The sequence below is a fragment of the Gimesia aquarii genome (assembly GCF_007748195.1).
GTDB lineage: Bacteria > Planctomycetota > Planctomycetia > Planctomycetales > Planctomycetaceae > Gimesia > Gimesia aquarii.
Window position 1 is genome coordinate 1,099,387 of record NZ_CP037920.1, and the last position, 26,487, is coordinate 1,125,873.

22 protein-coding genes and 1 tRNA gene are annotated in these 26,487 nt (G+C 43.4%); 9 read left to right on the forward strand and 14 right to left on the reverse strand.

Annotated elements, in window-relative coordinates; translation table 11 throughout:
* Positions 1-93 precede the first annotated feature (93 nt).
* Entirely contained in the window at positions 94-624 is a 531-nt protein-coding gene (locus V144x_RS04465; protein ID WP_144981992.1) for a hypothetical protein, read from the reverse strand.
* Positions 625-1,592: 968 nt separating this feature from the next.
* Here V144x_RS04465 and V144x_RS04470 point away from each other — a divergent pair.
* On the forward strand, positions 1,593-2,405 hold the full coding sequence (locus tag V144x_RS04470; protein WP_197998753.1) for a DUF255 domain-containing protein: 813 nt from the start codon (positions 1,593-1,595) through the stop codon (positions 2,403-2,405).
* A gap of 134 nt (positions 2,406-2,539) precedes the next feature.
* On the opposite strand, the gene V144x_RS04475 is transcribed toward V144x_RS04470, so the two are convergent.
* Positions 2,540-3,436: an eL24 family ribosomal protein gene (locus tag V144x_RS04475; protein WP_144981998.1), complete on the reverse strand. Its 897-nt coding sequence runs from the start codon at positions 3,434-3,436 to the stop codon at positions 2,540-2,542.
* A 376-nt stretch (positions 3,437-3,812) separates the two neighbouring features.
* On the opposite strand from V144x_RS04475, the gene V144x_RS04480 reads away from it, so the two are divergent.
* The gene (locus V144x_RS04480) at positions 3,813-4,667 is read left to right on the forward strand and encodes a hypothetical protein (protein ID WP_144982001.1); all 855 of its coding nucleotides are present in this window, start codon (positions 3,813-3,815) and stop codon (positions 4,665-4,667) included.
* A gap of 54 nt (positions 4,668-4,721) precedes the next feature.
* Here V144x_RS04480 and V144x_RS04485 read toward each other — a convergent pair whose 3' ends face one another.
* Positions 4,722-5,327 (reverse strand): methylated-DNA--[protein]-cysteine S-methyltransferase, encoded by a 606-nt coding sequence (locus tag V144x_RS04485; protein WP_197998754.1) that lies wholly within the window; start codon positions 5,325-5,327, stop codon positions 4,722-4,724.
* A gap of 100 nt (positions 5,328-5,427) precedes the next feature.
* Between V144x_RS04485 and V144x_RS04490 the strand changes: the two genes are divergently transcribed.
* From V144x_RS04490 to V144x_RS04500, 3 genes are all read left to right on the forward strand, one after another.
* A complete protein-coding gene (locus tag V144x_RS04490) occupies positions 5,428-6,174 on the forward strand; it encodes a hypothetical protein (protein ID WP_232102713.1) in 747 nt (248 codons plus the stop codon).
* Between the two features lie 113 nt (positions 6,175-6,287).
* Positions 6,288-7,550, forward strand: a complete 1,263-nt coding sequence (locus V144x_RS04495; RefSeq protein ID WP_144982007.1) for a pyridoxal phosphate-dependent aminotransferase — start codon at positions 6,288-6,290, stop codon at positions 7,548-7,550.
* 51 nt (positions 7,551-7,601) lie between these two features.
* Positions 7,602-8,006 (forward strand): VanZ family protein, encoded by a 405-nt coding sequence (locus tag V144x_RS04500; RefSeq protein ID WP_144982010.1) that lies wholly within the window; start codon positions 7,602-7,604, stop codon positions 8,004-8,006.
* A 32-nt stretch (positions 8,007-8,038) separates the two neighbouring features.
* On the opposite strand, the gene zwf is transcribed toward V144x_RS04500, so the two are convergent.
* Positions 8,039-9,598 carry a glucose-6-phosphate dehydrogenase gene (gene zwf, locus V144x_RS04505; RefSeq protein ID WP_144982013.1) on the reverse strand — a complete coding sequence of 520 codons (1,560 nt, stop codon included), beginning with the start codon at positions 9,596-9,598 and terminating at the stop codon, positions 8,039-8,041.
* Between the two features lie 75 nt (positions 9,599-9,673).
* Positions 9,674-10,819 carry a (E)-4-hydroxy-3-methylbut-2-enyl-diphosphate synthase gene (gene ispG / locus V144x_RS04510; protein WP_144982016.1) on the reverse strand — a complete coding sequence of 382 codons (1,146 nt, stop codon included), beginning with the start codon at positions 10,817-10,819 and terminating at the stop codon, positions 9,674-9,676.
* A gap of 206 nt (positions 10,820-11,025) precedes the next feature.
* Here ispG and V144x_RS04515 point away from each other — a divergent pair, with 206 nt between their 5' ends.
* Positions 11,026-12,486: a tetratricopeptide repeat protein gene (locus V144x_RS04515; RefSeq protein WP_197998755.1), complete on the forward strand. Its 1,461-nt coding sequence runs from the start codon at positions 11,026-11,028 to the stop codon at positions 12,484-12,486.
* A gap of 88 nt (positions 12,487-12,574) precedes the next feature.
* Positions 12,575-12,967 carry an outer membrane protein assembly factor BamB family protein gene (locus V144x_RS04520; RefSeq protein ID WP_144982022.1) on the forward strand — a complete coding sequence of 131 codons (393 nt, stop codon included), beginning with the start codon at positions 12,575-12,577 and terminating at the stop codon, positions 12,965-12,967.
* A gap of 37 nt (positions 12,968-13,004) precedes the next feature.
* On the opposite strand, the gene V144x_RS04525 is transcribed toward V144x_RS04520, so the two are convergent.
* The 8 genes from V144x_RS04525 to V144x_RS04560 form a co-directional block, all read right to left on the reverse strand.
* Positions 13,005-14,063, reverse strand: a complete 1,059-nt coding sequence (locus tag V144x_RS04525; RefSeq protein WP_144982025.1) for a GNAT family N-acetyltransferase — start codon at positions 14,061-14,063, stop codon at positions 13,005-13,007.
* A gap of 154 nt (positions 14,064-14,217) precedes the next feature.
* Positions 14,218-14,631, reverse strand: a complete 414-nt coding sequence (locus V144x_RS04530; protein WP_144982028.1) for a (deoxy)nucleoside triphosphate pyrophosphohydrolase — start codon at positions 14,629-14,631, stop codon at positions 14,218-14,220.
* 41 nt (positions 14,632-14,672) lie between these two features.
* The gene (locus V144x_RS04535) at positions 14,673-15,686 is read right to left on the reverse strand and encodes a PIN/TRAM domain-containing protein (RefSeq protein ID WP_144982030.1); all 1,014 of its coding nucleotides are present in this window, start codon (positions 15,684-15,686) and stop codon (positions 14,673-14,675) included.
* 998 nt (positions 15,687-16,684) lie between these two features.
* Positions 16,685-17,194 carry an ExbD/TolR family protein gene (locus V144x_RS04540; RefSeq protein WP_144982033.1) on the reverse strand — a complete coding sequence of 170 codons (510 nt, stop codon included), beginning with the start codon at positions 17,192-17,194 and terminating at the stop codon, positions 16,685-16,687.
* 62 nt (positions 17,195-17,256) lie between these two features.
* Complete coding sequence (locus V144x_RS04545) at positions 17,257-17,727, reverse strand: ExbD/TolR family protein (protein ID WP_144982036.1); 471 nt, start codon at positions 17,725-17,727, stop codon at positions 17,257-17,259.
* Positions 17,728-17,800: 73 nt separating this feature from the next.
* A complete protein-coding gene (locus tag V144x_RS04550) occupies positions 17,801-18,691 on the reverse strand; it encodes a MotA/TolQ/ExbB proton channel family protein (protein WP_144990683.1) in 891 nt (296 codons plus the stop codon).
* 161 nt (positions 18,692-18,852) lie between these two features.
* Positions 18,853-19,899 (reverse strand): tetratricopeptide repeat protein, encoded by a 1,047-nt coding sequence (locus V144x_RS04555; protein WP_144982039.1) that lies wholly within the window; start codon positions 19,897-19,899, stop codon positions 18,853-18,855.
* 69 nt (positions 19,900-19,968) lie between these two features.
* The gene (locus tag V144x_RS04560) at positions 19,969-23,592 is read right to left on the reverse strand and encodes a tetratricopeptide repeat protein (RefSeq protein WP_144982042.1); all 3,624 of its coding nucleotides are present in this window, start codon (positions 23,590-23,592) and stop codon (positions 19,969-19,971) included.
* Positions 23,593-24,093: 501 nt separating this feature from the next.
* Between V144x_RS04560 and V144x_RS04565 the strand changes: the two genes are divergently transcribed.
* Both V144x_RS04565 and V144x_RS04570 read left to right on the forward strand, forming a co-directional pair.
* Positions 24,094-24,178: transfer RNA gene (locus V144x_RS04565), tRNA-Ser, on the forward strand.
* A 135-nt stretch (positions 24,179-24,313) separates the two neighbouring features.
* On the forward strand, positions 24,314-24,514 hold the full coding sequence (locus V144x_RS04570) for a hypothetical protein (protein ID WP_144982045.1): 201 nt from the start codon (positions 24,314-24,316) through the stop codon (positions 24,512-24,514).
* A gap of 1 nt (position 24,515) precedes the next feature.
* On the opposite strand, the gene V144x_RS04575 is transcribed toward V144x_RS04570, so the two are convergent.
* Complete coding sequence (locus tag V144x_RS04575; RefSeq protein ID WP_144982048.1) at positions 24,516-26,225, reverse strand: SulP family inorganic anion transporter; 1,710 nt, start codon at positions 26,223-26,225, stop codon at positions 24,516-24,518.
* Positions 26,226-26,487: the final 262 nt, after the last annotated feature.

Consider the following 26,487-nt stretch of genomic DNA (forward strand, 5'->3'; position numbering starts at 1 on the left):
GAAAAAGTTTGCTAATGCGTGCTTGTAACAAAAGCAGGCTCCAGACCAACTAAATTGATCAAGGAGCCTGTTTTATTATAGCAAAATCGAAACTTATTTTTTGGGAGCAGGGGCAGGACCAACTTTTTTGCCAGCTTTTTCCATGGCTTTTTCGAATTCAGCACGGGCCAATTTCCATGCTTCTGGCATCAATGGCACACTGCAGCTTCCTTTTCCTTTACAGGAATTCATGCCAGGGTTAGAAGCACAGCCACCTTGGCCTTTACATTCGTTGGAGCCTTTACATGCATGTTCTGCAACAGAGGCACAAGCTCCGAGACCAGCACAATCATTTTCCACACCGGCATGGGTTCCTTTGCAAGTGTTTAAACCACGACAGACATGTGGTTCACTCATCAGTAGACTCACATCTTTGGAATCCTTGTCATCAGCACCATGATCGTGATCATCTTTGTCATCCCGGGTGGTACTACCAGCTTCTTCACCAGCAGCTGGTGTTTCTGAAGCAGCAGGTTGCTCTGGTGCTTTTTGCTGACAGCCAGTCATTGAGCCTGCTACCATGCCACCAAATGCAGCAAATGTCAGTCGATTAAAATCGCGTCGATTGAGTTCAGGGCGTTTCATGGATTTCCTCATTGTTTTATGTTGGGGTGATGCAAGTTCATACAATGAACTCAAAGTAGAAAGGTCTGCTCTTTTGTTCTGTGAGTTATCTCACATTTTCTGCAAAATTTAAACGGCGGATGATTGAATTCGCTAAAAATTTCCATTTCTTTTTTGATGCAAATTTTTTCTTAACTCAGCTGTTTTAACGTATTTCATAATAGAACTATCTCTGCAACAGAACAGCATTCTGAGAAGTTGTGTGTTAGCTCACAGGATCGTATTGCTCGAATCTCGATATAAAAGGTAGAGGCACACAGCCTCTCAATGGAATGAGTAAGACAAGATCCAGAACCTCCAATCAAACACTTCGCAGCACAAATCATACATGTACCCGAAACAACACTGATTCTTCTTGTTAACAGAACAAGAATTTTAATTGGAGAAGAATGTCAGCAATCACATGAGATGCTTTTTGTATGTCACGGCCCAGGATATTTGCCTTTTAAAATCAACTTGATTGCTTCATTTGACGTAAGAAAGAAAGGCTCCAATCGAATTTGCATTTACGGTCATTGATTTATTCAGAAGAAAAGGCTGTATGTTCTGATTCGATAAGAGGCATTACTAAAATTACATGCGATTTCAAATCAGACTGGTTTGCGTCAATCAATTGTTTGCTGGTTTTACCTCCAAAAAATCATAAATAGTAATTTGCAACTCGAGGTGGTACTTCGGCTTTGAGTTCAGTGAGTCGCGCTGTTGAATGTCAACCCTTTCAGAGTTCAGCACGTGCCTGCGTTAATTCAGGAGTTTTAGCTAGTTTATGGGAAGGTCACTTTTCATTATGTTTTACTAACCGTTACAAGTCTCATATCAATTACAAAAATATGAACCAGAACATTCCTGTTAATTGAATAAACCATCAAATCTATCCGATATGTAAAACCGTGTAGGACTTCTGGGCCTGTTTTAAAAGGGGTTTTATTGTGCGTGTACCAAGTTTAATCGCTGTAACACTCAGCTTCATACTCATAACATTTTTCACCCAGTATGTTCAGGGTGAAGAAATCAAGTGGCAAACCAATTTAAAACGAGCTGCCCAACAGGCTCGTGTTGAAGAAAAAGCCATGCTTATTCAAATTGGAGCATCTTGGTGTGGGTTTTGTCACAAGATGGAGAGAGAGACTTATCGGAATCAGAAAGTGATAAAACATGTCAATTCCTGTTTTATTCCGATTCGAGTCGATGCTGACCAAAATACAGAATTAGTTGAAGCCATCGGTGTAGCAGGGCTACCAACGACTGTTATCATTACGCCTCAACTAAAAATTGTGAAGAAGATTTCTGGCTATGTTGCTGCTGGAGAAATGACAGGGCATCTCAACAAAGTATGTCTTGTTAACCATGAACGTAAAGTACCAGTTCGTACCACCGAAAAGATTCAGAAAATGAGTCAGAATCAGGTGGTCTCTCAATTTGCATTCAAGAATGTTTGCCTGGTGAGTATGCTGGATGATCAACGGCTTGTTGAAGGTATCCCAAATTTTACTTCTGAATATAAGCAACGGAAGGTTTGTTTTGCTTCCGCAGCGAACAAAAAGAAGTTCGACTCAAATCCGGATCGATACTGGCCTGCGTTTGAAGGAAACTGCCGCGTTTCACAATTGGAAAAAAGTCAATTAGTGGAAGGTGATCCGCATGTCGGTGGTGTGTATCGAGAGAAACTCGTTTTTTTCACTTCTGCTGATCAGCGAGATCGGTTTTCCGCCAACCCGGCAGGATATCTCTTACACCCATAGTACAAAAAACACCTGACAGCAATTCCTCTTCTTAGGTTGGAAGGGAGAGGAACAATGTCGCTGCCAGGTGTAGTTCTAAAAATCACTAAATTCAGCCTGTTGGTTTTGAGTCAGCAGGCTGATTTTTTTGTAGGTTACTGAATCTTTTCAATCGACTGTGGCTCGAGCCAGACAAACTTGCCGTGATTCGCAATTTGTTTCCCTTTCACACTCACTTTCACGCTTTGGAACCGGCTCTTATAAAGATCAGGATGCGAAGCATGTGCTCCTTCGATCACATAGACTTTTCCATCGTTACTCTTAATTGCGAGTCCTAGCTCTTTGGGGTCCTTTTTAGGATGGACCCCGTATTCACAAGCAGCACAACCTGTTGTGCCATTGATCGAAACCAATTGAGATCCGATGGCGTTTGTACTACTCGTTTTCTGGCCACCCTCTTTCTGAGATACGTATTTAGCAGGGTTGGCCTGGAATTTTTGCTTGACACTTTCACTGGGAAACTGGTAACGCATACCTTGGTAAATGGCAGTGAATTCTGGTTTGCCTGGAACGTCTTTTCCTCCATCGATTTTGCAGACAATACATTTTCCATTGTGTGCTAAGTCAACATCAGCGTACTTCTGTGGCGATTGATCAAATATCGATTTGATCTGCTGATTGGGGAATAAAAACGCTCGTCCTTGATAAAAACTCACATGATCCACCTTACCAGGGTTACGAACACCGTCATGATGAGAGAAACAGACAGAGCAATCACCATTTAATGCAGGAGCAAATTTCTCTGGTTCGGTTGCGAACATTTTTTTTATTTCCTCATTAGGAAACAGATAAGTCCGACCATCATAGACCACAGCGTGCTCTGGTTTCCCTTTGACTATTTTTTGACTTTTAACGAGACAAACAGCACAATTTCTATTAAGTGCCACTGGGGCTTTATCAGCTATTTGTTTCTCTTTTGCTTCAATTGAAACGGCTGTTAAGACAATGGATGCTAATAACGCAACCGTCATTACAAATGGTGTCAACTTCATCGACGTCTCCTGGAAATTTTTTGTGTTGGATTTTTATCGTTGTGAGTGAGACTACCATTCAAACCTTTGTCCTGTCATTTAAAATAATGCCTTTGGTTTGGTTCGTGATGTTTCACTTCCCATTACTTACGTAATCAGTATTGCCGTGTCACAGAGCTCAATCTGTGGTCTATTTCACACTCTGAAAATTTTTTCCAGTTCTCTCAAACAGCAGTTTGCTGAATTGAAGAATCATGGTCTTCCGTCGTGAGAGTTAAAAACGGTATTGCATGAAATGCTCAAGTGTTGATAATCAGTACCTCTCTCCAAATCAGTCCTATCTTCAAACATATCTCAAACCCTCTCGTACTATTAAGTTATAAAAATCAGGTGCCTTATGTGGTGCACAAGTTGCCAGTCAGATGTGGCTGCAGAAGTTTCTACCGATTCCAAGCGGGTCCATTGCGCAATCTGTGGCAATGATCTGGGAACGACAGCAGCTACACGAATTAGCGATAAGACTCAGGAAGCCCGGAATTTGCTTGCACGTTGGTCGAATCGTGAGATCCTGGATCCGTATGGTCCTTTGAGCAAGGTAGAGTCACGTCCGCAGTTTGCCTCTTCTCCCTTTGAGCAATCGGAAAAAAATGACCTTGAAAATGTTCCACCACAGGCTGCTGTGAAGGAACAAATAAATGAGAAACCTACATCAACTCACGCACAAGTTTCAAATACTCCTTATCAGGAAACACCAATTCCTGTAGAGCAGAAGTTAGAAAGCGAACCTATACACGAGGAATCAATTTCATTTCAACAAACGGCCGTTCCACGGTTGCGATCTGATTATCGTGATATTCAGGATTTGATCGAAGACGATGAGCAAAGCCCGAACTGGTTGGGGTTGGTTGGTCAATTAATGGCATATGGTGGTGTGGCTGTTTTAACAATTGGAACCACACTCGTTTTATGGGGTTATTATGGCGGACCTGCAAACTATGCTTCCACAGGCTGGCTCATCAGCACTGCCGGACAAATGCTACTCTTTCTGGGAGTCATTACTCTCGTTTCAGCAGGGATGGAACAGACTTCATCTTCAGTGAGCCGTCGTATTGATCGTCTGTCACAAAGAATCTTCTTATTTGAGCAAGCCATGCTCGACCAACAGGACTCACAGAAAACCCAGCGCCCTAATCCGCAGCAGCCCCAAACTGATGCAACAGCATCAGAAATACGATCCCGAAGATCTGCTTGAATTACAAGCAGAAAAGTATTCTCTTTGCACTCAATCTAGGTTTCGGTCAAATTACTACTGAATCGCCTCTGACTCCAGTGTGAGCAAGTGCTGTTTGAGCGATGTTCCCTGAGGTGAAGAAAACCCTCCTAATTTTCCACCTGAAGCGACCACACGGTGACAGGGAATAATAATCGGAATTCGATTTGTGGACATTACGGTTCCCACAGCACGCGCGGCACGTGGCGCTCCTGCTTTGGAAGCGAGTTCTCCATATGTGATCTGTTTTCCATAACCTATTTTTTTAAGTTCTCGTATGACGCGTGTCTGAAATTTTGTCATGTGAGGTAGACTGACTTTGACGTCCTGAAATTCGACAACCGCGCCTTGATAATAATCTTGGAGTCTCTCTGACAAATCTGGAAACCAATTTGATTCCTCGAACATTTTGATGGATTCGTCATGGTTTTCTTTACAGACTTGATTCGCTGCTTGACGAACATCAGCGGCAGAGTGGTGCCCCATCAATAGTCTTTCTACGCCCTCGGAATTTCCCATGAGTCCACACCAACCGATTTCCGTAGAAAAAATCGATAATTTTAATGAAAATGACTCATTAGAAGTGCCTTTCTGTGCTGTTTTAGAAATCGATTTGGGAACTGAAACAGTTCTTTGACCCATCTGGAATTCTCCGATAGAATAGATTTGACTCAAAAGTACAAAATAACCGCTGTTTATTTTAGAACATATAAAACTGAATTTACAAGATAATAGAGTGATTATGCATCCATACAGCATGTTGTCCGACGAATACTTTACCAATCTGAATTTATGCACGGAAATGACGCTACCTTCATCTCGGGAAACGGTGCTGAATTTTTTTGAGCGGGTGCAAAAATCTTTTCCAACCATGCGAAATTTCTATAACCGCGGCGAAAACGGTTTCATTCTTGAGGAAGACAAAGAAGAGACCGGGCAGCAACGTTGGATTTCTCTCGAACCTCAGCGCGTGAGTAGTGGGTACTTTTCACCCAAAGATCCGGATGATTGTTTGAAGCAACATAAATTAATGTTGGAACTGGTTCCTTATATGCTGTCAATCAGTCCTCTCGATTGTGAAGCGCTAGATTATGTCGTGGGCTTTGATTTTTCTTATCGTGGGAATCATGATGCTTTAGTGGCCGAAGCCTTAGGGTCGAATCAGGCGATTGACAGCCTGTTACAGATTCCTGGAGCACGGCCGCTGAACTACGAACCATCAATCACGCTCAGTCTGGACGATTCCTGTCGTTGTCAGGCGCGTTTGTTAATTGAGACTCGTACAAATGCCTATCAGGTCAGACGTGAGGATTATTCCGATGAGCAACTTTCCGTATTCTTTACGCTAAGACAGTATGGTAGTCTCTCAGCAGAAACAAAATTAGAAGAGACCATGCTGGATCTGAAAGAAAAATCAGACCAATTGATGAATGAATATGTCATCGATCAGGTCTTGCGTCCTTTGGCACAGGCAATTTCAACGAAATAAAGAGTGTTTTTTAGAATGAGGGCTGGCCCAGTTTCAAAATTGGGGATACCCCTATAAAGTAGTCATCATCGATTGTGCTTCCAGAAAACTTCAAGATCAAAGGGGAATCCTTCGTGGCTCTATCATTAAGCGATTTTGCTCAGTCTCTTACCGTCGAAACAGCTTTTAGTGTCTTGGCTGTTGCAAAGCAGTTAAAAGCAGAAGGCAAAGATGTTGTCGAGTTGGAAGTGGGAGACAGTCCTTTTGACAGTACCGCCTCTGCAAAATCAACAGGTATTGAAGCGATTCAAAATAACCAGTCACATTATTGTGCTTCTCCTGGAATTCCCGAATTCCGTAAGGCGGCTGCCGATTTTGTCTCGCGTGAATTTCAGGTAGCCGCGAAACCAGAGAATATTGTTGTTGGACCTGGTGCCAAAGTTTTTGAGCAATTCTTTTGTGAAGCCTTTTTGAATCCCGGCGATGGCGTACTCGTTTTTAGCCCCTATTTCCCGACTTACTTGCCAAACATTGAACGTCGCGGCGCACGTATGGTTCTGTCGGATCTGAAGCAGTCAAATGATTTCCGTCCCGACCTTGCCGACATTGAAAAGTTTCTGTCTGAGGATCCTGCTCCGAAGGCCATCTTCCTGAACTCGCCTCATAATCCCACAGGAGGGGTCATTGAGGAATCCGACCTGAAAGCAATTGCCGATTTAATCCGTGGTAAAAATATTGCTGTGTTTAGCGATGAACCGTATTGCCATATGGTCTGGCAAGGAAAACATCACTCTATCTTGGCTCAACCAGGGATGATGGATCAATGTGTTTCCGCATATACATTCAGCAAGTCTTATAGTATGAGTGGCTGGCGGTTAGGATTTTGTGTGGCTTCGGAAGAGGTTGCTACATCCATTGGTAAAATGGTTAACACCACACTTTCGTGTACACCTCCTTTGGTGCAACTTGCTGGTGCAGCTGCGTTGAACTGTGATTCCGAAGAGCGTGATGAAGTCATGTTGAAATTCAGAGAGAAGGTTGTTCTGCTAACGGATAAATTGAATCAGATCGATGATTTTCATGCCCTTGATCCCAATGCAACATTTTATGTCTTTGTGAATGTGGCCCCTGTCTGTAACAGATTGAGCATTACAAGTCACGGACTGGCACTCTACTTATTAGAAGGTGCCGATGACGAATTCGGTATTGCTTGTCTGGGGGGAGAATGTTTTGGAGAAGCTGGTCATGGATTTTTGCGTTTCAGTTGTGCAGAACCGAATGATCGACTGGAAAAAGCAATCGATTTCATCCCGGAAGCCATTTCCAGAACAGAGCGTATAGCTAGTTATTTGGAAGCGAATCCAGCAGCCAGGTTGAAGTCGCCGTACACCGTTTAAGAGTTTTTGCTCAATACAGTTCTGAATGCGAAACAGAATTTCAAGGATGTTATGAATCGTTATCAAGCGTTGATCCGCACTGCGGTCATCCTTTATTGGGTCCTGTTATTTACGGCGACTCATATCCCGTTAAAAAAAGGGACACTCCCCCAGGGAACTGACGTACCACTACATTTTCTCGCTTATGCAGGTCTTTCATTTCTGTTGACATGGTGGTTGTCGCTCAAATGGGACAAGCTGACTTTCAAACGATTATTCGCTGTATTTGTGGGAGTCAGTCTGTTTGGAGTCGTGGATGAGTTGCTACAGGGGATTCCGGTGTTAAAACGTCAGCCAAGTATCGATGATTGGGTAGCTGATACTGTGGGGGCACTGTTAGGAATATTGCTATTTCTGTTGGTTCAAAAACCGTTGCGGCAGCTCTTGGATCGTTTTCAAAACCATGATGCAAAATAATCACAAGTGTTAAAGCTAGATGAAATCTAACACTATTCTTTTTTACTAGCCGACGGAGTGCGCCAGTGGCGTTTTGATTTATTTAAAAGTGTCATCGCACTCGATGGTCCCCAGGTTCCTGCATAATAAGGCTCAGGAGTCTGATCTGTCTTTTCCCATTCTTCCAGAACTGGTGTCACAAACTTCCAGGCAGCTTCCAGTTCATCACTCCGAGTAAAGAGAGTAGAATCACCGCGCAGCACATCCATCAGCAATCGCTCATAAGCTTCGGGCAGGCTTTTGTGGTAAGCATCTTCAAATGCAAAATCCATCTCAACGGGTTGAATCTGATATTGCATACCAGGACGTTTCGTCGAGAACTTCATGGAAATCGATTCTTTAGGCTGGATGCGGAAAATGAGTTCATTCGGCTTTCGTTCAACCAGCGAGCAGATATCACCATCGCATTCTACGGTCGTAAAGAGATTCATTGGTGGGTGCTTAAACTGAATGGCAATTTCACTGACTCGTTCAGGCATTCTCTTGCCCGTCCGCAAGTAAAAGGGAACCCCTTCCCATCGCCAGTTTTCGACCATTACTTCCATTGCGACAAAGGTTTCCCGGTGAGAGTCTGCAGGCACGCGCTCTTCTTCCCGATACCCGGGGACTGCCTGTCCAAACGATTGTCCCGCTGTATATTGGCCGGCGACAGCCCATTCGGAAATATCACCTTTGGTTCCTGGTGAGAGCGTTTTCAAGACTTTCAGTTTTTCATCACGAATTTCCTCTCCACTGAAAAGCGCGGGAGGTTCCATGGCAATTAAACATAAAAGTTGTAGAACATGATTTTGTAGGACGTCTCGTAACGCTCCCGAACGGTCATAATAGCCACCCCGCCCGTGTTCAATTCCCTGTGATTCTGCAACTGTGATTTGTACATGATCAACGTGATTGCGATTTAATAAGGGTTCAAAAATCGAATTGCTCAATCGGAACAACAGAATATTCTGAACAGTTTCTTTACCTAAATAATGGTCAATTCGATAAATCTGATCTTCATCCAAGAGTTCGCTTAATTGCTGGCTCAGTTCCTGTGCAGACTGAAGATCGTGGCCAAACGGTTTCTCAATGACAACACGCAACCACTCTTCTCCTGAATTGCGTGGTACCATCTGCGCCTGGGATAGTGCATTAACGGCTGGATAAAATAAAGAGGGTGCTGTTGCCAGATAAGCGACACGTTTGGTGATGATGTCTCCGAGAACTTCACGTTCAACCGCTTCTATTGAAGATTTCAGTTTTGCATGATCACTTTCAGCTGTGATATCAATTTCACGGTAAAACAGTCGCTTGGAAAAGAGAGCCCATTTTTCATCTGTCACAGTGCCCGTACGAGTAAATTTCGAAACCGTATCGCGTTGCTCGTTTCGAAATTGTTCGTCTGTCTTTGACCGTCGCGCCAAGCCTATGATGGGAAGATCTGCTGAAAGAAACCCTTCGCTCCAGAGGTCATACAATGCGGGAATTAATTTTCGGGCTGTCAAATCACCAGAGGCGCCAAAAATCAGAATGGTTGCAGTTGTTAAATCGATAGAAGGATTAGAATTGGCCATGACTTACATCCATGCCTTAATAGAAAGTGTGGTTCTGGGAATAGGAATGTTTGTTATATTAAGTGAAGCAGACAGTTAAATTTTTGCCGATTGTTGTTCGATGAGTAAATCCAATTCACCTTTGAGGCGAGGTAAGATATCATCATAGGAATATCGGCCTAAAGACTCGCTTCTTTTCTTTAGATTGACATAATTAGGACCACACCAGAGGCCGAGGTCTGCATCATCTGTTTCTCCAGGACCATTCACTCGACAACCCATGACTGCAATTGTAATTTTATGCTCCTTGGCATATTCAGTCATTTTTTTGACATCCGCTGCCAAATCAACAAACACCTCGTTTTCCACACGAGAGCAACTGGGACAGCTGATGATATTAATGCCTTCTTGAGCAAAATTAACAACCGTTCGTACGCGCCCGGCAGCAATATCTTCCAGAATGGAACGCCCGGCTTCGATTTCTTCTCCTTTTCGATCATTGGGAACGGTTAAGGAAACGCGAATCGTATCTCCAATGCCTTTACTGATGAGTTGTTCGAAGGCCATTCTTGTCTTTATGATTCCATCTGGAGGCATACCGGCTTCCGTTACGCCCAAATGGAGTGGGATATCGGGACGTTGTGTGGCAAACCGCGTATTCACTTCAATTACTTTTGCCGGATCCGAATCCTTTAGCGAGACACAAAACCGGGTGAAATCAATGGATTCCAGAAGCTCGCAATGATCAAAGGCACTTTCCAGCATGGGAGAGATAGAGTCATCAGGATCATACTTTTCGAGTTTCGCCGGATCGACTGAACCACAGTTTACGCCAACGCGGATCGCGCAATCATTGTCTTTTGCAACTTCTGCGATAAATTCCACTTTCTTCTGCCAGGGTTTTTCCGGCTCATGATGATAAAGATGTCCCGGGTTGTAACGCAGTTTGTTGACATACGGGGCGATGACTTCCGCCAATCGGTAGTTTTCCTGTAAGTCTACAGATAGAGGAACAGTCGTCTGTTTTCGAATTTCGATGAGTGCGGCTGCTTCTCGTTTATTATCTACAGCAATTCTTACGATATCAGCTCCAGCCTCTTCCAGTGAATGAATCTGGGCGACGGTTGCATCAATGTTGCTGGTTTTCGTCGCGGTCATACTTTGAACAGCAATTGGATTCTTGTTTCCAATTGTAATTGCACCAATCTTCACTGCTCTTGTTGGATTCCGTGGTAACTGCAAGTTGCTGGTCCTTTAAGGTATATTGATGCTCAGATTTCGATTTCAAATTCAAGGATTGTAAAAGATCCAGACTGCAACGTCCATTCATGAAAAATAGATAAAAATCAATTGGGATTGACAGATTTTTCATGTCTTTTTACAAGCCTTGGGTCAAGTATTGCTATTTTATGCAAAAATGCGTCGTATACAAAGTAGGCGGAATAAAAATGAATCGTCAAATTGCAGGGATGCTAGTCGGTTTATGTGTGCTCAGTGGCTGTGGGGCTGATGCACAAACGGCTTCAGAGAAAGCAGTTAAGTCAAATCAAGCTACAGAGAATGTATCGCAAAATCAAGAGGCCAAAAGTGATACAACCTCCAAAAGTGGAGCTCATACAGAAGAGTCTGTGAAGTCAACGCAGCAGATTTCTCAAAATTCGAGTACTGTAGACGAAGCCACTGTGAAAAAAGCAGAGGAATTTTTTGTTCAAGCAATGAAGTCGCTAAAAAAAAGGGAATTTGCTAATAGCGTTCAGATTTTAACTACGGCGATTAATCTCAATCCACACGAATCGAAATACTATTTTCATCGTGGGAGTGTATGGGCTGACCTGAAACAGGACGCCAATGCAATAATTGATCTTACAAAAGCGATTGAGATGAGTCCTAAAAATGGTCAGTATTATCTGACTCGGGGGATATTTTTTGCGACACGCGGTGGCGGTGAATTGGCGGTCAAAGATTTCTCGAAGGCCATCGAACTCAATCCAGATGATTTCCAGGCTTTTAACAATCGTGGTTTGTTGTTTGCAACATCGGGAAAAATAAAGGAGGCGCGAGCTGACTTCGAACAGGTTTTACGCATCCAACCGGATAGCCTTGATGCAATGAACAATCTGGGTTTTGCGTTGATGAATCTAAATGAGATCGACAAAGCCATTGAGACCTTAAATGAAGTAATCAAGCGAGAACCGAAATATCTGAATGCCTATGATAATCGTGGACTGGCCTGGCAGAAACAAAAAGAATTTGCAAAGGCAGCAGAAGATTTTACAACCGCGATTCAACTCAGCCCCCAGAACCTGAAATTTTATCAACAGCGGATGGTTGTTTATGAGAAGATGAATCAACCTGAAAAGGCTAAGGCAGATGCAGAAAAAATTAATTGGTTGAAAAGACTGGCAATCATCAACGATCGAATTACCAAGTCACCTAAGGATGTAGATCTCGTATTAGAGCGTGCACAGTTTTATCTGGAGTCAGACATGCGTGAAAAAGCAATGCAGGACTATGCGAAGATTGTTTCACTAACCCAGGATACTGGGCGTGGCTATTACATTCGTGGTGCACTTTATTTAGAAGAAAACAAACTTGATCGGTGTATTCAGGAATGTTCTCGAGCCATAAACATACAACCGAATCCAGAAGCCTATTCAATTCGTGGTGATGCTTTCATGAAACGCGGTGATATTGAACATGCACTGCGTGATTTCGAACGAGCCAAACGGATCGATGAAATTGTAGCGAAGGCCTATCTGATGCGATCAAAATCACTTAAGAAACAAGGCAAACTGAAAAAGGCCGCCGAAGATTTTGAACGTGCCGTTGCCATCGATCCTTCTTTGGGCCCCACTAAATTGAATGAAGATAAAACGACTGCCAAGCCCGTCATTCGTCCTATTGATTGAGATCGGACAATCGTTCTTAAAAGGTGGGTAGATCGAACAAAGATACTTGTTTGTCTGTTCGGGTGCTTTAAACGTAAGTGAGGATTATATGAGCGACGGTTTTCTGGACGATATGGAAGACTCACGTAGGCGCTCCAAAGAACCTCAATCGTTTTCGATAGCCGATTTGCTTTTCGTAAGTTTTAACTCACGCGTGATTGCACTGGATCGGGACACGGGCGACATGATCTGGAATTGGAAAACACCAAAAGGCAGGTCGAATTATGTTTCGATTTTAGTAGACGATGACCAATTATTTGCATCTGTTGATGGTTACACGTATTGTTTAGATCCTCTCACAGGACGCCAAATCTGGTTTAATCCTCTGAAAGGATTCGGGTATGGAATTCCCTCATTGGCCACTGCGCAGTTCAACAGCAACACCTCTGCCGCTGCTGAAATCCTCGCGCGTGAACAGCGTAGACAGCAAACGGGAGGGTAGTAGGTAAGGTTTATCAGGTAGTGCAAGAGACCTCTTTTTACGATAGCAGCTCGGCATTCGTTAAGTGCCACCGGTCAGAATCAAGAATGGGCTTGATATCAAAATTTGGCTTATGCTGATTGGCATGCACAAAGACTCTAATGGTTGAGCGTCTTTGAAAGAACCCAAATTTTGTCAGTAGTTTCATGACTTCTTTCTTCCCAAAATAATTAAGCACAATAGAATCGATCCCGATTTGTCGTGTATATTCGCAGAATATTGCTAACATCTGTTTCAATGATTTCTGATCGCGACAAAAGAAGTCTTGGATTCCTGCGGCATAATCACCATTTCGACCAGATTCTCCCAAAACGTAAACCAAATAACCCAACAGTTCCTGTTGTGGATTTTCTAACGTCAGAATATGAAATCGTGTGTCCGGCTCATGGCGAAAACGCCATTCCAGAAATTCACGAGTTCGTTCTACCATAAAGCTTCCATCAGAATATTCAGAGAACAACGTCCCAAATCGTTCATCAATCGGTGCATCAAAGTTGACTTTGATACGATGAGATAAAAACGTTCTTGTTTCGAGAGAATAAATTCGTAGTGAGAGATCAACGAGAGATGAAATGCCTTTTCTCAAGATCGTAGTTCGAATTTTGTCTTTTAATTTGTACTCACTTCGAATTGGTTTTACCCAATTTTGAAAGTTTCCGATTTCTTGATATCGGCATCGTTTAAAAACTGCGGCGGCAGTCTCTGTCATCCCAAACACGAAATCAAATTCTGTTTCTGGTAAATGGGAAATTAAAGCGCGTTGCAGTTTGAGTGCAGCTTGAGCGCCACGATGTGTTTCATCGACATTGATTCCCTCAGCCTGACCCACTAAAAAAGGTTGTTTCGATGAACTCATACGACGGGGCAATAAACCGGTCGAACCAACTAGTTTGCCAGCTTCCTCTCTGGCTAACCAGCAATAGTTATCACCAAACGGGTTTTGCTGATGAGACCAGTTAAACCATTGAGAATCAGTTTTCTTAAAATTCCGATTAATCAACGAAAGTAGTTCTTCATGATCGTCACTCGGAGTTGTCTGAGTGATTGAATAACCCATACAGAATGAACCCGTCTATACATGATAAATGACTGAGAAAACAGCAGTTATTAACATTCATGAAGTCTAGGCCACAGGTATGGGAAGTCAAATTCGATAAACGTTGATTGATGTTAGTGATCAAAGTCATGCACTGTATCAGATAGAACTGCTATCATTCTGAAACATAAGTGCTTACGAGGAGTTCTATGAGACTCCCGTTGGCTTCAGGGAATCGTAGATCTGTGAGACGTTTTGCCGGAATCCAGTGGAATCCCTTCAGACTTTGATCGGTGAATACTGCCTGCATCTGAACGGGTTGGCACAACCAGAAATGCAGTTGAACGTCAGCATGATCATATGCGTGCTCTTCATAACGTAATTCTTCCAAAGCTGTGACCTCAAGGCCCGTTTCTTCGAGGCATTCTCTTACCGCGCATTGCTGAGCTGACTCACCGGATTCACATTTTCCACCTGGAAATTCATGAAAACCTGCAAGTGGAGAGTGTACATCCCGGATCCCAATCAAGAAATGCCGTTGATATTCGACAACGGCAATTCCGATTCGGTTTGTTTTCCGGGAGCTCATCGCTTCAGTCCGTTTCGTTCCGGAAGCATTACAGAGAGGCTTTAACGACTTTCGGTCACGCGTCCAAAAATCATACGGCCCGCGCTACTTTGTAGAACACTTGTGACAACAGCATCAACGTCGCGACCTACTAAATGGTTTGCTTGTTCGCAAACTACCATCGTTCCATCATCCAGGTAGCCTACGCCTTGAGCCTGCGACTCTCCTTCTTTTATAATCTTTAATTGAAGATGCTCGCCAGGCAGGTAACGTGGTTTCAGAGAGTTTGCCACATCGTTAAGGTTGATCACATCAACTCCCTGTACGCTGGCGACTTTATTCAGATTAAAGTCATTCGTCACTACTTTCCCACCAAGTTTTTTCGCAGCCACGACTAGTCGTTGATCGACGGTGAGCCCCTTTTCTTTATCTGTTTCCTTAGCCTCGTGCATAGAGATATCCACATTCGGATTGTTCTGTAAAGTAGATAAAATATCTAATCCACGACGTCCTCGAACGCGACGTACTTTATCACTACTATCAGCAATGTCCTGTACTTCTTTCAGAATAAAGTCGGGAACAATCATTTCTGAATCCAGAATTTTGGTTTCGACGACGTCGGCAATTCGCCCGTCAATGAGAGCACTACTGTCGAGGACCAAAGGACGTCCTCCTTTTAATTCTCGGGAAAATTCCACATAAGGTACAATGAACCTGAAATCATCCTTGGTTTGTAGAAGAAAAGAAATACATAGATAAGGTAGCGTCAAAGTGGTAATCATCACCACTCCTTCACCCCATGGTGTCTTTGAAATCACAGGTCCCAGAGCCTGTATGAGTAGATAGCTAAGCAACACCCCTACCAATAATCCAAAATAGATGGCTGAAATGACTTCGATGCGCTTTCGACTAATGAGCAGGTCCAGGCAGGTGACTCCCTGGGTAAAGATCATCAAGAGCACAAATGCGACCAGAGGATATTGATCGACAGGACTGGGGGGATTAGAACTGACATAGGTTGCAATTGCCCCTGCACAAACAAAAGCATAAAGCACTCGGATACTTATTAATAGCATTTTAAATGGGTCACTTTGAGTTTAAGACAATGGTACTAGTTATTTGTTCCCATTAACTCTCCCCACGCCAACTCCCACTTTAACAAAAGACTGTTCAGGCCCGATATTTTAATTCGGACATGCTCCAGAAACATTCCTGTTCTCCAGAAAATGGTGTTAGACATCCAGAGAGTTTGGGAATGATTTTGACATCGACAATAACAGGTTTTAAAAAATTGAACCAACAAAATATTGATTTGATTTTCCTGATGAACTTAACTGATAGTGCGTTATCTACACAAAACAGACTAGTTCAATCTATTAACAATTCCACATACCAAGATCGCTTTTATTTAGTTTAAGGACCTCGTCTATTCCTTTACTAAAAGTTCATCATTCAAACAAACGTCATGGATGTGTTGTTGCTAACAGATGTCGAAGCAACAAAATCATTGTGTGATCTCCCAAACACACAACATATTGCAGCTTTCAATTCTCGGTTATATCAAATTTGAAAACCTAAGCTGTTATATCAAACTACTTTCTCGTAACGAGAAAATAATAATCGTACACTATAGCTAATCAAATTTACTCACGCCACTGAAAAGGAAACAGTATCAACTGATTCTGCAACTTAATCTCGATAAATACACAAGTAATCAGTGTCTTTCAGTGGAAGAGCGCGATTTCTATTCTCAGACATCTCTGTATATAGATTGTGAATCTCAACTTCAATTTCTGTTGGAATTCAAGGAGTAGACATACAGATAGTTTTGCATTAGGACTCGAAGAACTCAATTCCTGCTACTGCATCAGACGCAAAAAGAAGTGCAAAGGTTCCAGGATTGATTCAATGAATACCAGTCAGTTTGAATCTTTACGGGTTTTCGGGAGGAACAAAGGCTCTCATTGAACTGCCGAAGTCATAGAAATGCTAAAAGATGCCTTCAGGCAAAACTGGAAGCATCTTAACTGACCTGCTAGCCAGGATAGACTCATATTGGTTTGAAAGCTGAAATTTAGCTTCCAGCAGCAGGACCGCCTACAGGTGGCGCAAATTTGATTTTCTCAATGTAACGGATAATGTGTTTTCCCGACGAATCAAGCCGACCTGTGCAAGCACTGACTGCCTTCAATGTATATTCAAAATGCAGGTTGTAGTCGGCTTCGATTTCAACTTCCATATCTTTTGTGATTGGATTACCGGGTCTGCCGATAATTTTCAGGATCTCATTATTCAAACCAGCAAACACATTCGGACCATTTCCCAAATTGACCTGTCCCAGTCGAATGGTATTCAGTGATCCATCTTCATTAGCCACAAGCCGGACTTTGATGTCAAACATAGGCAATTCATCGGAAGGGGTAGAATCATCGGTGATTGGCATATTGACGTTAAAGTCACCTTCCGGTTCAACAATATTCAGTGTCAACATAAAGAAGATCAAAAGCTGAAAGACGACATCAATCATCGGTGCCATCTGCGGCTCGATCTTTTCTGCTTCTCGCCCTGAACTACGTAACTTCATAGGAATATGATCCTGCAATAAAGAGGTCTGTAGAATCTACAGAATGTCTCAAAAATAATTGGCTACTGTGTCTTTTGTGTTGCTACAAAAGAAAACTTCGTGAAACCGTTTTCCTGTGCGAGCTTGATAAGGTCTTGTATCAATCCTGTGTCCACTTGAGCATCTGACCTTAATTTCACGGGGACATCATTCGGATCCTGGTTTTTCTGTTTGTAGATACGTGCTTCCTGTTCCAGTTTTGGTCCAAATTTTAATACCGGGATTTTTTCACCAGTATAAAAAACATAAGCCTGAGGATCTGTAATTTCACCCTCCTGATTACGTTCAAAGCCGATATTCAAAACGAGTTCATCAGCTGCTTTGGTTTCAGGAGGTTTAGCCAAAGAATCCGAGGGAAGTTTTACTCGTTCATCTGCTTGAATCTGCTCAAAATTGGTAATCACCATAAAAAAGGCGATTAATTGAAAGACAATATCAATCATCGGCGTCATGTCGATCTCAGCGACTGCCGCTTTTTGGGATTTAATTCGCATTGTAAAGCTCTCCACTCAAACAGAGTTAATTCCTGAATCGTGTTTGCAATGATTCTATTGATTCATTCAGACTCTATTTGCTATTAGCAGAAAAACGGTTCATTAGACTTTCGCTAATCATTCCTACTTCCAGTGAAAATCGAGCGACACGATTTCTTAGCAGGCTATAGAAAATCATTGCTGGAATTGCGACAGTCAAACCTTCCAGAGTCGTAAACAATGCTGTTGAAATACCGTCTGCCAATTCAGAGGGTTTAGGCGAAGTTGCAGAACTTGCAATTGTCTGGAAACTCAAAATCATACCGTAAACAGTACCCATCAATCCAATCATAGGAGCGATGGCTCCAATCAATGCCAAGTAGCTTAGCTTGTGCTCCATTGCCATGTTTTCGTCTTCCCCAACTTCCTGCATGCCTTCAATAGCCTCCGCATAACCTTGATTTAGCTTACTCAAGCCAGCTGCTAAAACGCGTGCAACGAATGAATCATCGCTTTTGGCTAATTCATAGGCGCCTTGATAATCCTTACTATTGATTTTTTCTTCAAAGGCTCCGATCAAATCGGGAGGCATCATATTATCTCGTCGAATCGAGAGAACATTCGCCATGATCAAAGCGACCATCAAAAACGAAAGTAAGAGCAGGATTAAACCGAAGAAGCCTGAAGCACGAATCATCCAGGACAGAAAACTTTCCTTTGCTACTGCCGGAGCACCATTTTCTGCCGGAGGGTTTTCTGCTGCGGGAGCTTCTCCCCCAGCTGCAGGTGCTTCGCCTGCCGGGGCTGCTTCATCATCTGCAGGTGCCTCGCCTGCGGCGGGGGCGGGAGTTTTTTCGTCCTGATATGCCCAGGTTTTTGAGTTCAGGCCAATTGGTGTAAAAACAACTGCGCAGAGAAGTAATATACTCAGGCTACGATAAGCCAGTGAAATCTGATTCCGTTCCAAGGAATTCCCCATCATCATTGCTGTGGTCTCCGGTCTTTTGAAAGGAGTGTAAATCGTGGATTTGTTGTGATTCAAGTTTGAAGTATTTTTAACTTCGTTCATTATTTATAGGTCAAAATTGCATTGTAAAGGGAATACTGACTGAATCTTTCCAGCAATCTGACATTCGTACTAAAAAATTAGCTTCTTGCCGCTTTTTGCGTCCATTCACTATTGGGATACTGCTGTTGCAAGACAGCACGGGCTTCAACACCACGTTCGGGTTTCTGAACTTTTCCCCATAATGTAGAAAGGCGATAAAGGGCTTCGGCATGAACTGCTGGTTCCGAAGGAAATAGAACATCAATATGGAGATAGGCAATTAATGCTTCTTTGGACTCTCCTAATTCGCGATAGCAGTCTCCTTTTCTCAGGTAGGCTTCTGCTAGCAATGCGCTTTGTTGGGAATTGGCACTCTTGATGATTTCATCGAGCTTCTTGATCGCTTCTTTAGGCTTACCTTCTTTTTGCAGACACCAGGCACCACCTAATTGTGCTGCTCTTTTACCGGCTAATTCTGACTCTGATTTGGCATCCATTTTGGCGACGGCATTGAACGCCGCTAACGCACCGTTGACATTCCCTTGTGCGAGTAGAACGCGTGCTTTCAGATTTTTGGCATCCATCTGATAGTCTTTCCATGGGGATGTTTCCAAAGTACTGAATGCTTTGTTTGCTGCAGCATAATCTTTTTTTGCCAGATAGGCTTCTCCCAGTAATTTTGTTGCCGGGTAATATTGATAATGATCACCGTTGGCTTTGATAAATGCATCGAGCATTTTAATAGCGTTATCCAAAGCAGCGGCATCTGATTGTGCACTTTTGGTAGTCGCCCGGGCAATCATGAACTGTAAGTCCTTCTTGAGGTTGGCGCTGCCACCTGCCTGCGACTTTTTATATTGTTCTAATGCTGCAGCGTAGTTTCCGTTCCGTTCTTGATTCCGAGCAATATTCAATTGTGGCGGTTCACCATCCCACCGAACCCGTTCAACTTCATTTGCGGGAATTTTTACGCTTTTCGTGCCCCGTTTTAAAGTCAAATCGGTTTTCGTATAACCAGTGATATCACCTAACAACGGGCTGCTACTGTTGTACTGATAAACCGAGTCTGCTGCTTCGAGATTTGAAACTATTAGAATTTGTAAACCTGCCAGCAGGCTTAAACAGAACCAGATTGGGTGTTTCATCAGTTTTTTGCTCCTCAACAATAATTATAGTCTCATCACGGATTAGTGATTTTGTCGGTTCAAAGTAAATCAAACATCCTTCGATTCACTTTCCGGACGAGGTCGTGATTGTTTTTGTTGTTTTGCTTGTGCGGCTTTTTTCTTGGCTATTGCTGCTTTACGAGCTGCTATTTCTTCTGGAGACATTTGGGCCAGCTTCGCTTTACGAGCTGCAATCTGTTCCGGTGTAAGTTTTCGTTTTTCCTTGCCTGATTCCTCTTTTTCTGGCCTTTTTTTACTTTTGGCTTTCTCCGACTCTGTTGGGGATTGTGCTTTATCCTCAACAGCTTGCGGCTTGGAGGACTTTGTCTTTGCAGAACGATTCGGTTTGAGTGTCGGAGGTGGCTCTGGAATTTGTGAAGGCATTGTTACATTCGAGGCAAGTTGATATGACGGTCGAGCCTTTTTGCCAGGCTTTAAGCCAAAGAAATAGAATGCGGCGGCACCTCCAATTCCCAGAAGAATGACGACTAGGAATAAAATTGTATTAGACCCGGCTTCTGCCTGTGGTGTTGCTGCAGATTGTTGTGCGACTTTTTGCTGCGTGTTCGAAGGAGATTCTGTTTTTAATTGATTCGCTCCATTCGCTGCGATCGTTTGTGCTGCGGTCTTGCGACGTTCCAGGTTTTGTGGATCTTCACCCAGGTCAGTCTGAATTTGTCGATAGAGTTGGTTGAAGCGCTCCCAGACTTCATCCGACAAATCAACGCTTATTTGGCCAAAGACGTTTGTTTCATATTTGGCACGATTCAATTCATCTTGACTGTTGATAGCGATTCCATATTTCCGTCGAGACTCGATGCTATTGAATTTTGAATCATAATACATTTTCTTTAAATCATCGCGGCCCGTAGCAGCGATTGAATTTTGTAAGAGACGGGCTAGATAGCCCCAACCTCGAACAAGGACTCCATCTGAAAGTGTGATTCCATTAATGGCGTCCAGATATTTTTTGTGAGAATCACCCTGACCACTGCCAGCCCAATCTTGCAAGATGGAAGCTGCTTCAAACTGAACTTCAGGCGATTTGTCCTTCTCTTTAAGAACTGGAGTGATTAATTCCAGTGCTTCTTCGAACTCACCTTGCTGACGTTTACAATTGACAAGTCTCAGAGTAATTCCAACCTGAAAATTTCCGGGGATGAAATCGCCTGAAGCATCTTGGCGTTTCTGGATCTCTTCAAAGGCCGCTGCTGCTTTATCAAAGTATTTTCGGGCGATGGCTGGGTTCTCACTGGCTCCTTGTCCCATCCCAAAATAAGTTTCTCCGATCCAGACCAATGAACCGTATGTCTGGTCCTTTCGCTTGAAGATGTCAGTTAAAAATGTTTCCAGTGACTTGCGTACGTCATCAATGCGTTTGGTATCACCGGTTGCTTTCAGACGTTCTATCTCTTCAGTAATCTTTTCGCCCAGTTGGCGATACATTTCGGTAATGGATTCTCCACCAGATCCCGATGCAGATTCTTCAAGTTGCTTCATCGCTTTCCGAGCTAATTCAATCTGTTGTAAACCAATAAAAGCACGCAATTGAAGTTGATACACCAGGTTGGCAAATTCACTACTTTGAACTCCCTTGGCAGGTCGTTTTTTGCCTTTCGCGACGTGAATTGCTTTCAGGACGGAGTGTGGTCCTTTCGACAAAATATCGACGGCTTCCTGATAGTTTCCTTTGTTCAAAGCAATTTGAGCAAGTGAAGCTTTTGCCGCAGTGAGGTTTTCTGGTGTTGCTGCTGTCTTAGGTAAAGATTTAAGAGTTGCTGAAATACCCGTTCGAAGATGTTTCTCTGCAAGTTTAGCCCACTGGTTTATATCAGCCGGTTTATCGTCGGACCGCCGAGACATTGTTGTCAGATAGCTATTCCAATAAGCCTGCCCTGCTCTAATCTGGGCATCCACATATTGTGGCGCCGCTGGAGGGACTTGTGAGTACCACTTGGCAGCTTCTGCGGGACGGTCTGTCTGACTGTAAATATTACCCAGCTGAATACGTGCATCGTTGGCTCGATCACTGTCAGGCCATTTTGTCGTAATCAGATTACATATGCTTTCCATATGCTGATTATCAACATACCGCTGTTCTTTGGGTGAATCATTGTAAGCCTGTAGATAGCCTGCCAGCGCAAGGTAAGCCGCATCCAAAGCGATTTGCTCACTATCTTTGTGATGGAAGTTAGCGATAAATTCGCCAAGAATTGCAGATTCATAACTTCGTCTCAAATTATAGTATGTATAGCAGAGTAAAAATCGAGCGTGATCTAATTCTTTGGGATCGGTTTTGTTGTCGGCCAATTTCAGGGCAATTTTCAGAATGCGGGCCGTTTCTTCCATGAATTGATTGAGTTCGATCTGTGCATTCTTTTTGTCTTTTGCTGATTTAGCCGCGGCAAGTTTGTCCTTCAGGGTTTTGGTCTGCTTAACACGGTCCTGCCCTAACCCATAAGCCGTTTCGAAATCATTGGGATCTCCTCCGGAATTTCCTTGTAGCTTTGCGGTAATACGACTGATCAATAGTCGGGAAACATCACGATATTTGCCTCGGAATGCGTTGACAAATCGAGCGTTCTTCAAAGCTTGTCGCAGAATTCGTTCCTGCTCATTTTTCTTTTTTCCCTCGGTATTGGCTAACGCTTCTTGAGCACGTGCCAGTTCCCATGTGATTCCCTGACCGATAGAAGTACGATTCCGTGAACGGTTTGCTTTCAACCATTCCTCTGCTTCATTGATCACGAGTTCGTAATCTTTTTTCTTATCATCGTTAAGACAAATTAAACGGAACTGCAAGATATTATCTTTTAACTGTTTGATCGGCTGTGATTGTCCTGGGTGGCCCAGCAACTCATTATAAATTCCCAGCGCGCGGCCTAACTCTCCCTGTTCCTCAAAGCATTTGCCCTGCCACATACGGGCATAAAGTCCACCTACCTGGCTGCGATAGCGTTCGTGAATTTTGGCATATTCTTCTGAAGCCTTCTTCAAGAGGCGATTAAAGTCGGCACTGCCAGGATCGTAGGTTTGTGCTTCTGCATAAGTACATTGTGCGAGATCGAGCTGCGCGCTCATGAACTGGATTTCTGCGTTTGCTCTGGCTTTGTATTTTTCAGGTTCCTTTTGTTTGTCAATAAAAGTAGCAGGGAACGATTTCCAGGTCTTTTCGTGCAGATTGTAAGCCTTCTGAAAAATCGCACGTGCCTGGGCAACAAGTTTCCTGGCAGCAGCCTGAGCTTCTTTTTTCTTTTTTACTTCTGATGTAGCTTTAGCTTTACGAACTTCAACTTCCGCTTTTTCAAGAATAATCTTTCCCTGTTCGGTATTCGCTGTTCCCGCTTTGGGGTGATTAGGGCTCTGTTGGGTAAACAGTTTTAATTGTGCTAACGCCTGATTGAGCGTTGCTTCCTGATCTTTCGGGAGCTTCTGAGTTCGTGAAAACATCATCAGAGTCATAGCACGCTCAAAAGGAATCAGCTCTCGTATCTCTTTGGGCGTTGTTTGATCAATGTCGATTTGATCGAGATACTGCAAAGCTGTATCGTGATAGTTTTTGTCTCTTAGACCCTGCAGGAACTCAAGATACTGCTCTTCTGCAGATGCAGGAGCCAGAGAAGTGAGTATGGCAGCAAAACTCACTATTGAAACTAAATGGAATAGACGCATATTACAAATTCCATCGCTAATGAACGGATGAACTAAGGCAGTGATAGAAAGGACTCAAACCTACGAAATCACACGATTGGAAGAAGCCATACAGAATGGAGACACCTTGACAATCATTATACCTACCTTATTAACAAAATGTTCGCTATCTGATTTCGATTTTCTTAAAAGAGATGGTTTTCCAGAGGTGAGAGAGAACCATTCTTAGCTGAAAAATCGTTAAATACCAGCATATCCCGAGAGAGAGGTCTCTGCAAGAAAGATGCTGGTAATCGTTGATAATTCGGTTGTTAAACCAATACATCTTTGGCTTTACCTGGACCTGATGAAGGTCCCTGAATCTCTTACGACATTTTCATTGGGAAAGTTGGCATTGAATGGGACCTGACTTCAAGATTGTACACCGCTTATTTGAAGATGAAGAATAAAAGCTCAGTCAGCCTCCGAATTTGACGTTGGACAGTGATGTCTATATAAAGAATGACATACGTCAGGCGAATCGGAGAGGTGACAGAGTGGCCGAATGTGCCGGTCTCGAAAACCGGTGTACCGCAAGGTACCGGGGGTTCGAATCCCCCTCTCTCCGCTTAGGAAAAATACAGGCTTGCAAACTCATGTATAAATTATGTTTGCAAGCCTGTATTTTTTGTAATCTGATATCTAATCTTTAAGCCGCGACAGTCTTCTCTCTTGCCGTGATTCCAAAAACTCACACTTACATATGAAACTTCTTCATGCTTTGAAGACTCTCTCTGTCGCCTGCGAGCGTGAGCAGGATTGGAAAGCCGCCATTCGAGCCCATCAACAGATCATTCAAATGGCGACAGATTTCAAAAAAAATACCGGCAGTGATCGGTTCCAAAGCGCGATGCATAGCGCACATTCCAATTGTGAAAGGCTTTCGAAAGCAAACTTGCTCTAGATTAAATCATCTTTGTAATATGATAATGTTGATCTTCTGAAATTTCGACTTCTGCCAGGTCGCCTGCTTTTTCGATCATGCGTTTGCAGTCGGCGTTGAGATTTCTCAGGTGTAATTCTTTTCCTTCCTGCCGATAGCGTTCTGCAATTTTGTTAATCGATTCAATCGCCGATTGGTCATAGACACGAGAGAAATAGAAATCGATGGCGACAAAGGGTGGATCATTCACCGGATCAAGTAATTCACGAAAGCTGCTGACAGATGCAAAAAACAAGGGACCATGTAATTGATACACTTTGGTGTCATCTTCAAAATGAATATCAGCCATCATATGTGTGGCATGATGCCATGCAAAAATGAGTGCCTGAACGACAATCCCCAGCAGTACCGCGATCGCGAGATTGTGAAACAGGACTGTATAGCCTGCGACGAGAACCATCACGAAGACATCACTTTTGGGAACTTTATTCCAGGTATGTAGAGTGCTCCATTCGAATGTTCCAATTACAACCATGAACATCACACCGACCAGCGCTGCCATAGGAACCATGGAAATCACAGGTTTCAAAAGTACAACTAGAGTCATTAAGCCTACTGCAGCCACAACGCCCGAAAGTCGACCACGTCCTCCGGAATTGACATTGATTAAAGATTGTCCGATCATCGCACAGCCACCCATGCCTCCAAACAGTCCACAGACAATGTTGGCCGCTCCCTGACCAATACATTCACGGTTTCCGCTACCGCGTGTTTCGGTGATTTCATCGATTAAAGTGAGAGTCATCAACGATTCAATCAATCCAACTCCAGCCAGGATCAATGAGAAGGGAAGGATGATCATGAAAGTTTCCCATGAGAGCGGAGCAAGAACATACCGCGAATCAAGAAAGAAAAGCATCGGTAACGGTTCTGATGTTGCTTTAACAGAGGCCACAGCCGTTTCGATTTGTGATTGGCTTAAAACAGAAAGATCAACTTGAGTTGTAGACGTTTCCTGACTTTGGACTGCTAGTGCTGCATCTTTAACGGCTTTCGCTTTGAGGTTATTCATCATCAGATCATCAACAGTTTGCACAACATTTGCCTGCCCTGTTGGATTCCAACTATCAGGAGCAAATTTGTTGATCCCGATAGCGATCATAGAAACCACGATAATCGCAGCGAGCGAACTCGGAATGGCTTTCGTCATCCGGGGTAGCAATACGATGATAGACATCGTCAGCGCAACAAGGAAAATCATTATGGTTAATGAAGTTCCCGGCAGGAACGTCATTGTTCCATCGATACCCAGTGTTTTGAAACTTCCAATTTGCGCCAAGCCAATGACAATCGCCAACCCATTTACAAATCCTAACATCACAGAATGCGGAACCAGACGAATCAGTTTTCCCAGTCTCAGCAGACCTACGGTGATTTGAAGTAAGCCACAGAGAATAACGGCGGGGAATAGATATTGGATGCCATGTATAGCAACAAGTGAGACAACCACGACAGCCATAGCTCCCGTAGCACCAGAGATCATGCCCGGACGACCACCGGTCAGCGAACTGATAAAACCAATAAAGAAAGCAGAATAAAGTCCCACCGTGGGGGGAACACCCGCAACAAAAGCAAATGCAACAGCCTCAGGTACCAAAGCAAGTGCCACAGTAAAACCAGATAAAACATCATCCTTGACCGAAGCAGTATGCTTCGAAAAATACGCTAACATCAAAACTCCAATAAACGTTCTCGAAATCGATCCGCATGGTCAGCCTGTACGACGAACGCATTCGTCTTCAGACTCTCCCTGCTGACGCGGGAAAAGGGGGGCACTTTGAACAATCCGCTCGAGTGCAAAAGCAGACTTGTAGTTCAGGATTACCGTTAAAGCAAAAGTGAATTACAAGATTTAACAACACCAACTGTAAACCGTTTGATTCAAACGGGGACTCCAGATAATCATTTGATTATCTCGGGGGTGTTGCAGGAAA

Bases quoted from the DNA above. Each gene is read 5' to 3' on its own strand.
- V144x_RS04465 (WP_144981992.1), bottom strand. From the start codon at position 624: ATGAAACGCCCTGAACTCAATCGACGCGATTTTAATCGACTGACATTT.
- V144x_RS04475 (WP_144981998.1), bottom strand. From the start codon at position 3,436: ATGAAGTTGACACCATTTGTAATGACGGTTGCGTTATTAGCATCCATT.
- V144x_RS04480 (WP_144982001.1), top strand. From the start codon at position 3,813: ATGTGGTGCACAAGTTGCCAGTCAGATGTGGCTGCAGAAGTTTCTACC.
- V144x_RS04485 (WP_197998754.1), bottom strand. From the start codon at position 5,327: ATGGGTCAAAGAACTGTTTCAGTTCCCAAATCGATTTCTAAAACAGCA.
- V144x_RS04490 (WP_232102713.1), top strand. From the start codon at position 5,428: ATGCATCCATACAGCATGTTGTCCGACGAATACTTTACCAATCTGAAT.
- V144x_RS04500 (WP_144982010.1), top strand. From the start codon at position 7,602: ATGAATCGTTATCAAGCGTTGATCCGCACTGCGGTCATCCTTTATTGG.
- zwf (WP_144982013.1), bottom strand. From the start codon at position 9,598: ATGGCCAATTCTAATCCTTCTATCGATTTAACAACTGCAACCATTCTG.
- V144x_RS04515 (WP_197998755.1), top strand. From the start codon at position 11,026: ATGAATCGTCAAATTGCAGGGATGCTAGTCGGTTTATGTGTGCTCAGT.
- V144x_RS04520 (WP_144982022.1), top strand. From the start codon at position 12,575: ATGAGCGACGGTTTTCTGGACGATATGGAAGACTCACGTAGGCGCTCC.
- V144x_RS04525 (WP_144982025.1), bottom strand. From the start codon at position 14,063: ATGGGTTATTCAATCACTCAGACAACTCCGAGTGACGATCATGAAGAA.
- V144x_RS04530 (WP_144982028.1), bottom strand. From the start codon at position 14,631: ATGAGCTCCCGGAAAACAAACCGAATCGGAATTGCCGTTGTCGAATAT.
- V144x_RS04535 (WP_144982030.1), bottom strand. From the start codon at position 15,686: ATGCTATTAATAAGTATCCGAGTGCTTTATGCTTTTGTTTGTGCAGGG.
- V144x_RS04540 (WP_144982033.1), bottom strand. From the start codon at position 17,194: ATGAAGTTACGTAGTTCAGGGCGAGAAGCAGAAAAGATCGAGCCGCAG.
- V144x_RS04545 (WP_144982036.1), bottom strand. From the start codon at position 17,727: ATGCGAATTAAATCCCAAAAAGCGGCAGTCGCTGAGATCGACATGACG.
- V144x_RS04550 (WP_144990683.1), bottom strand. From the start codon at position 18,691: ATGATGATGGGGAATTCCTTGGAACGGAATCAGATTTCACTGGCTTAT.
- V144x_RS04555 (WP_144982039.1), bottom strand. From the start codon at position 19,899: ATGAAACACCCAATCTGGTTCTGTTTAAGCCTGCTGGCAGGTTTACAA.
- V144x_RS04560 (WP_144982042.1), bottom strand. From the start codon at position 23,592: ATGCGTCTATTCCATTTAGTTTCAATAGTGAGTTTTGCTGCCATACTC.
- V144x_RS04570 (WP_144982045.1), top strand. From the start codon at position 24,314: ATGAAACTTCTTCATGCTTTGAAGACTCTCTCTGTCGCCTGCGAGCGT.
- V144x_RS04575 (WP_144982048.1), bottom strand. From the start codon at position 26,225: ATGTTAGCGTATTTTTCGAAGCATACTGCTTCGGTCAAGGATGATGTT.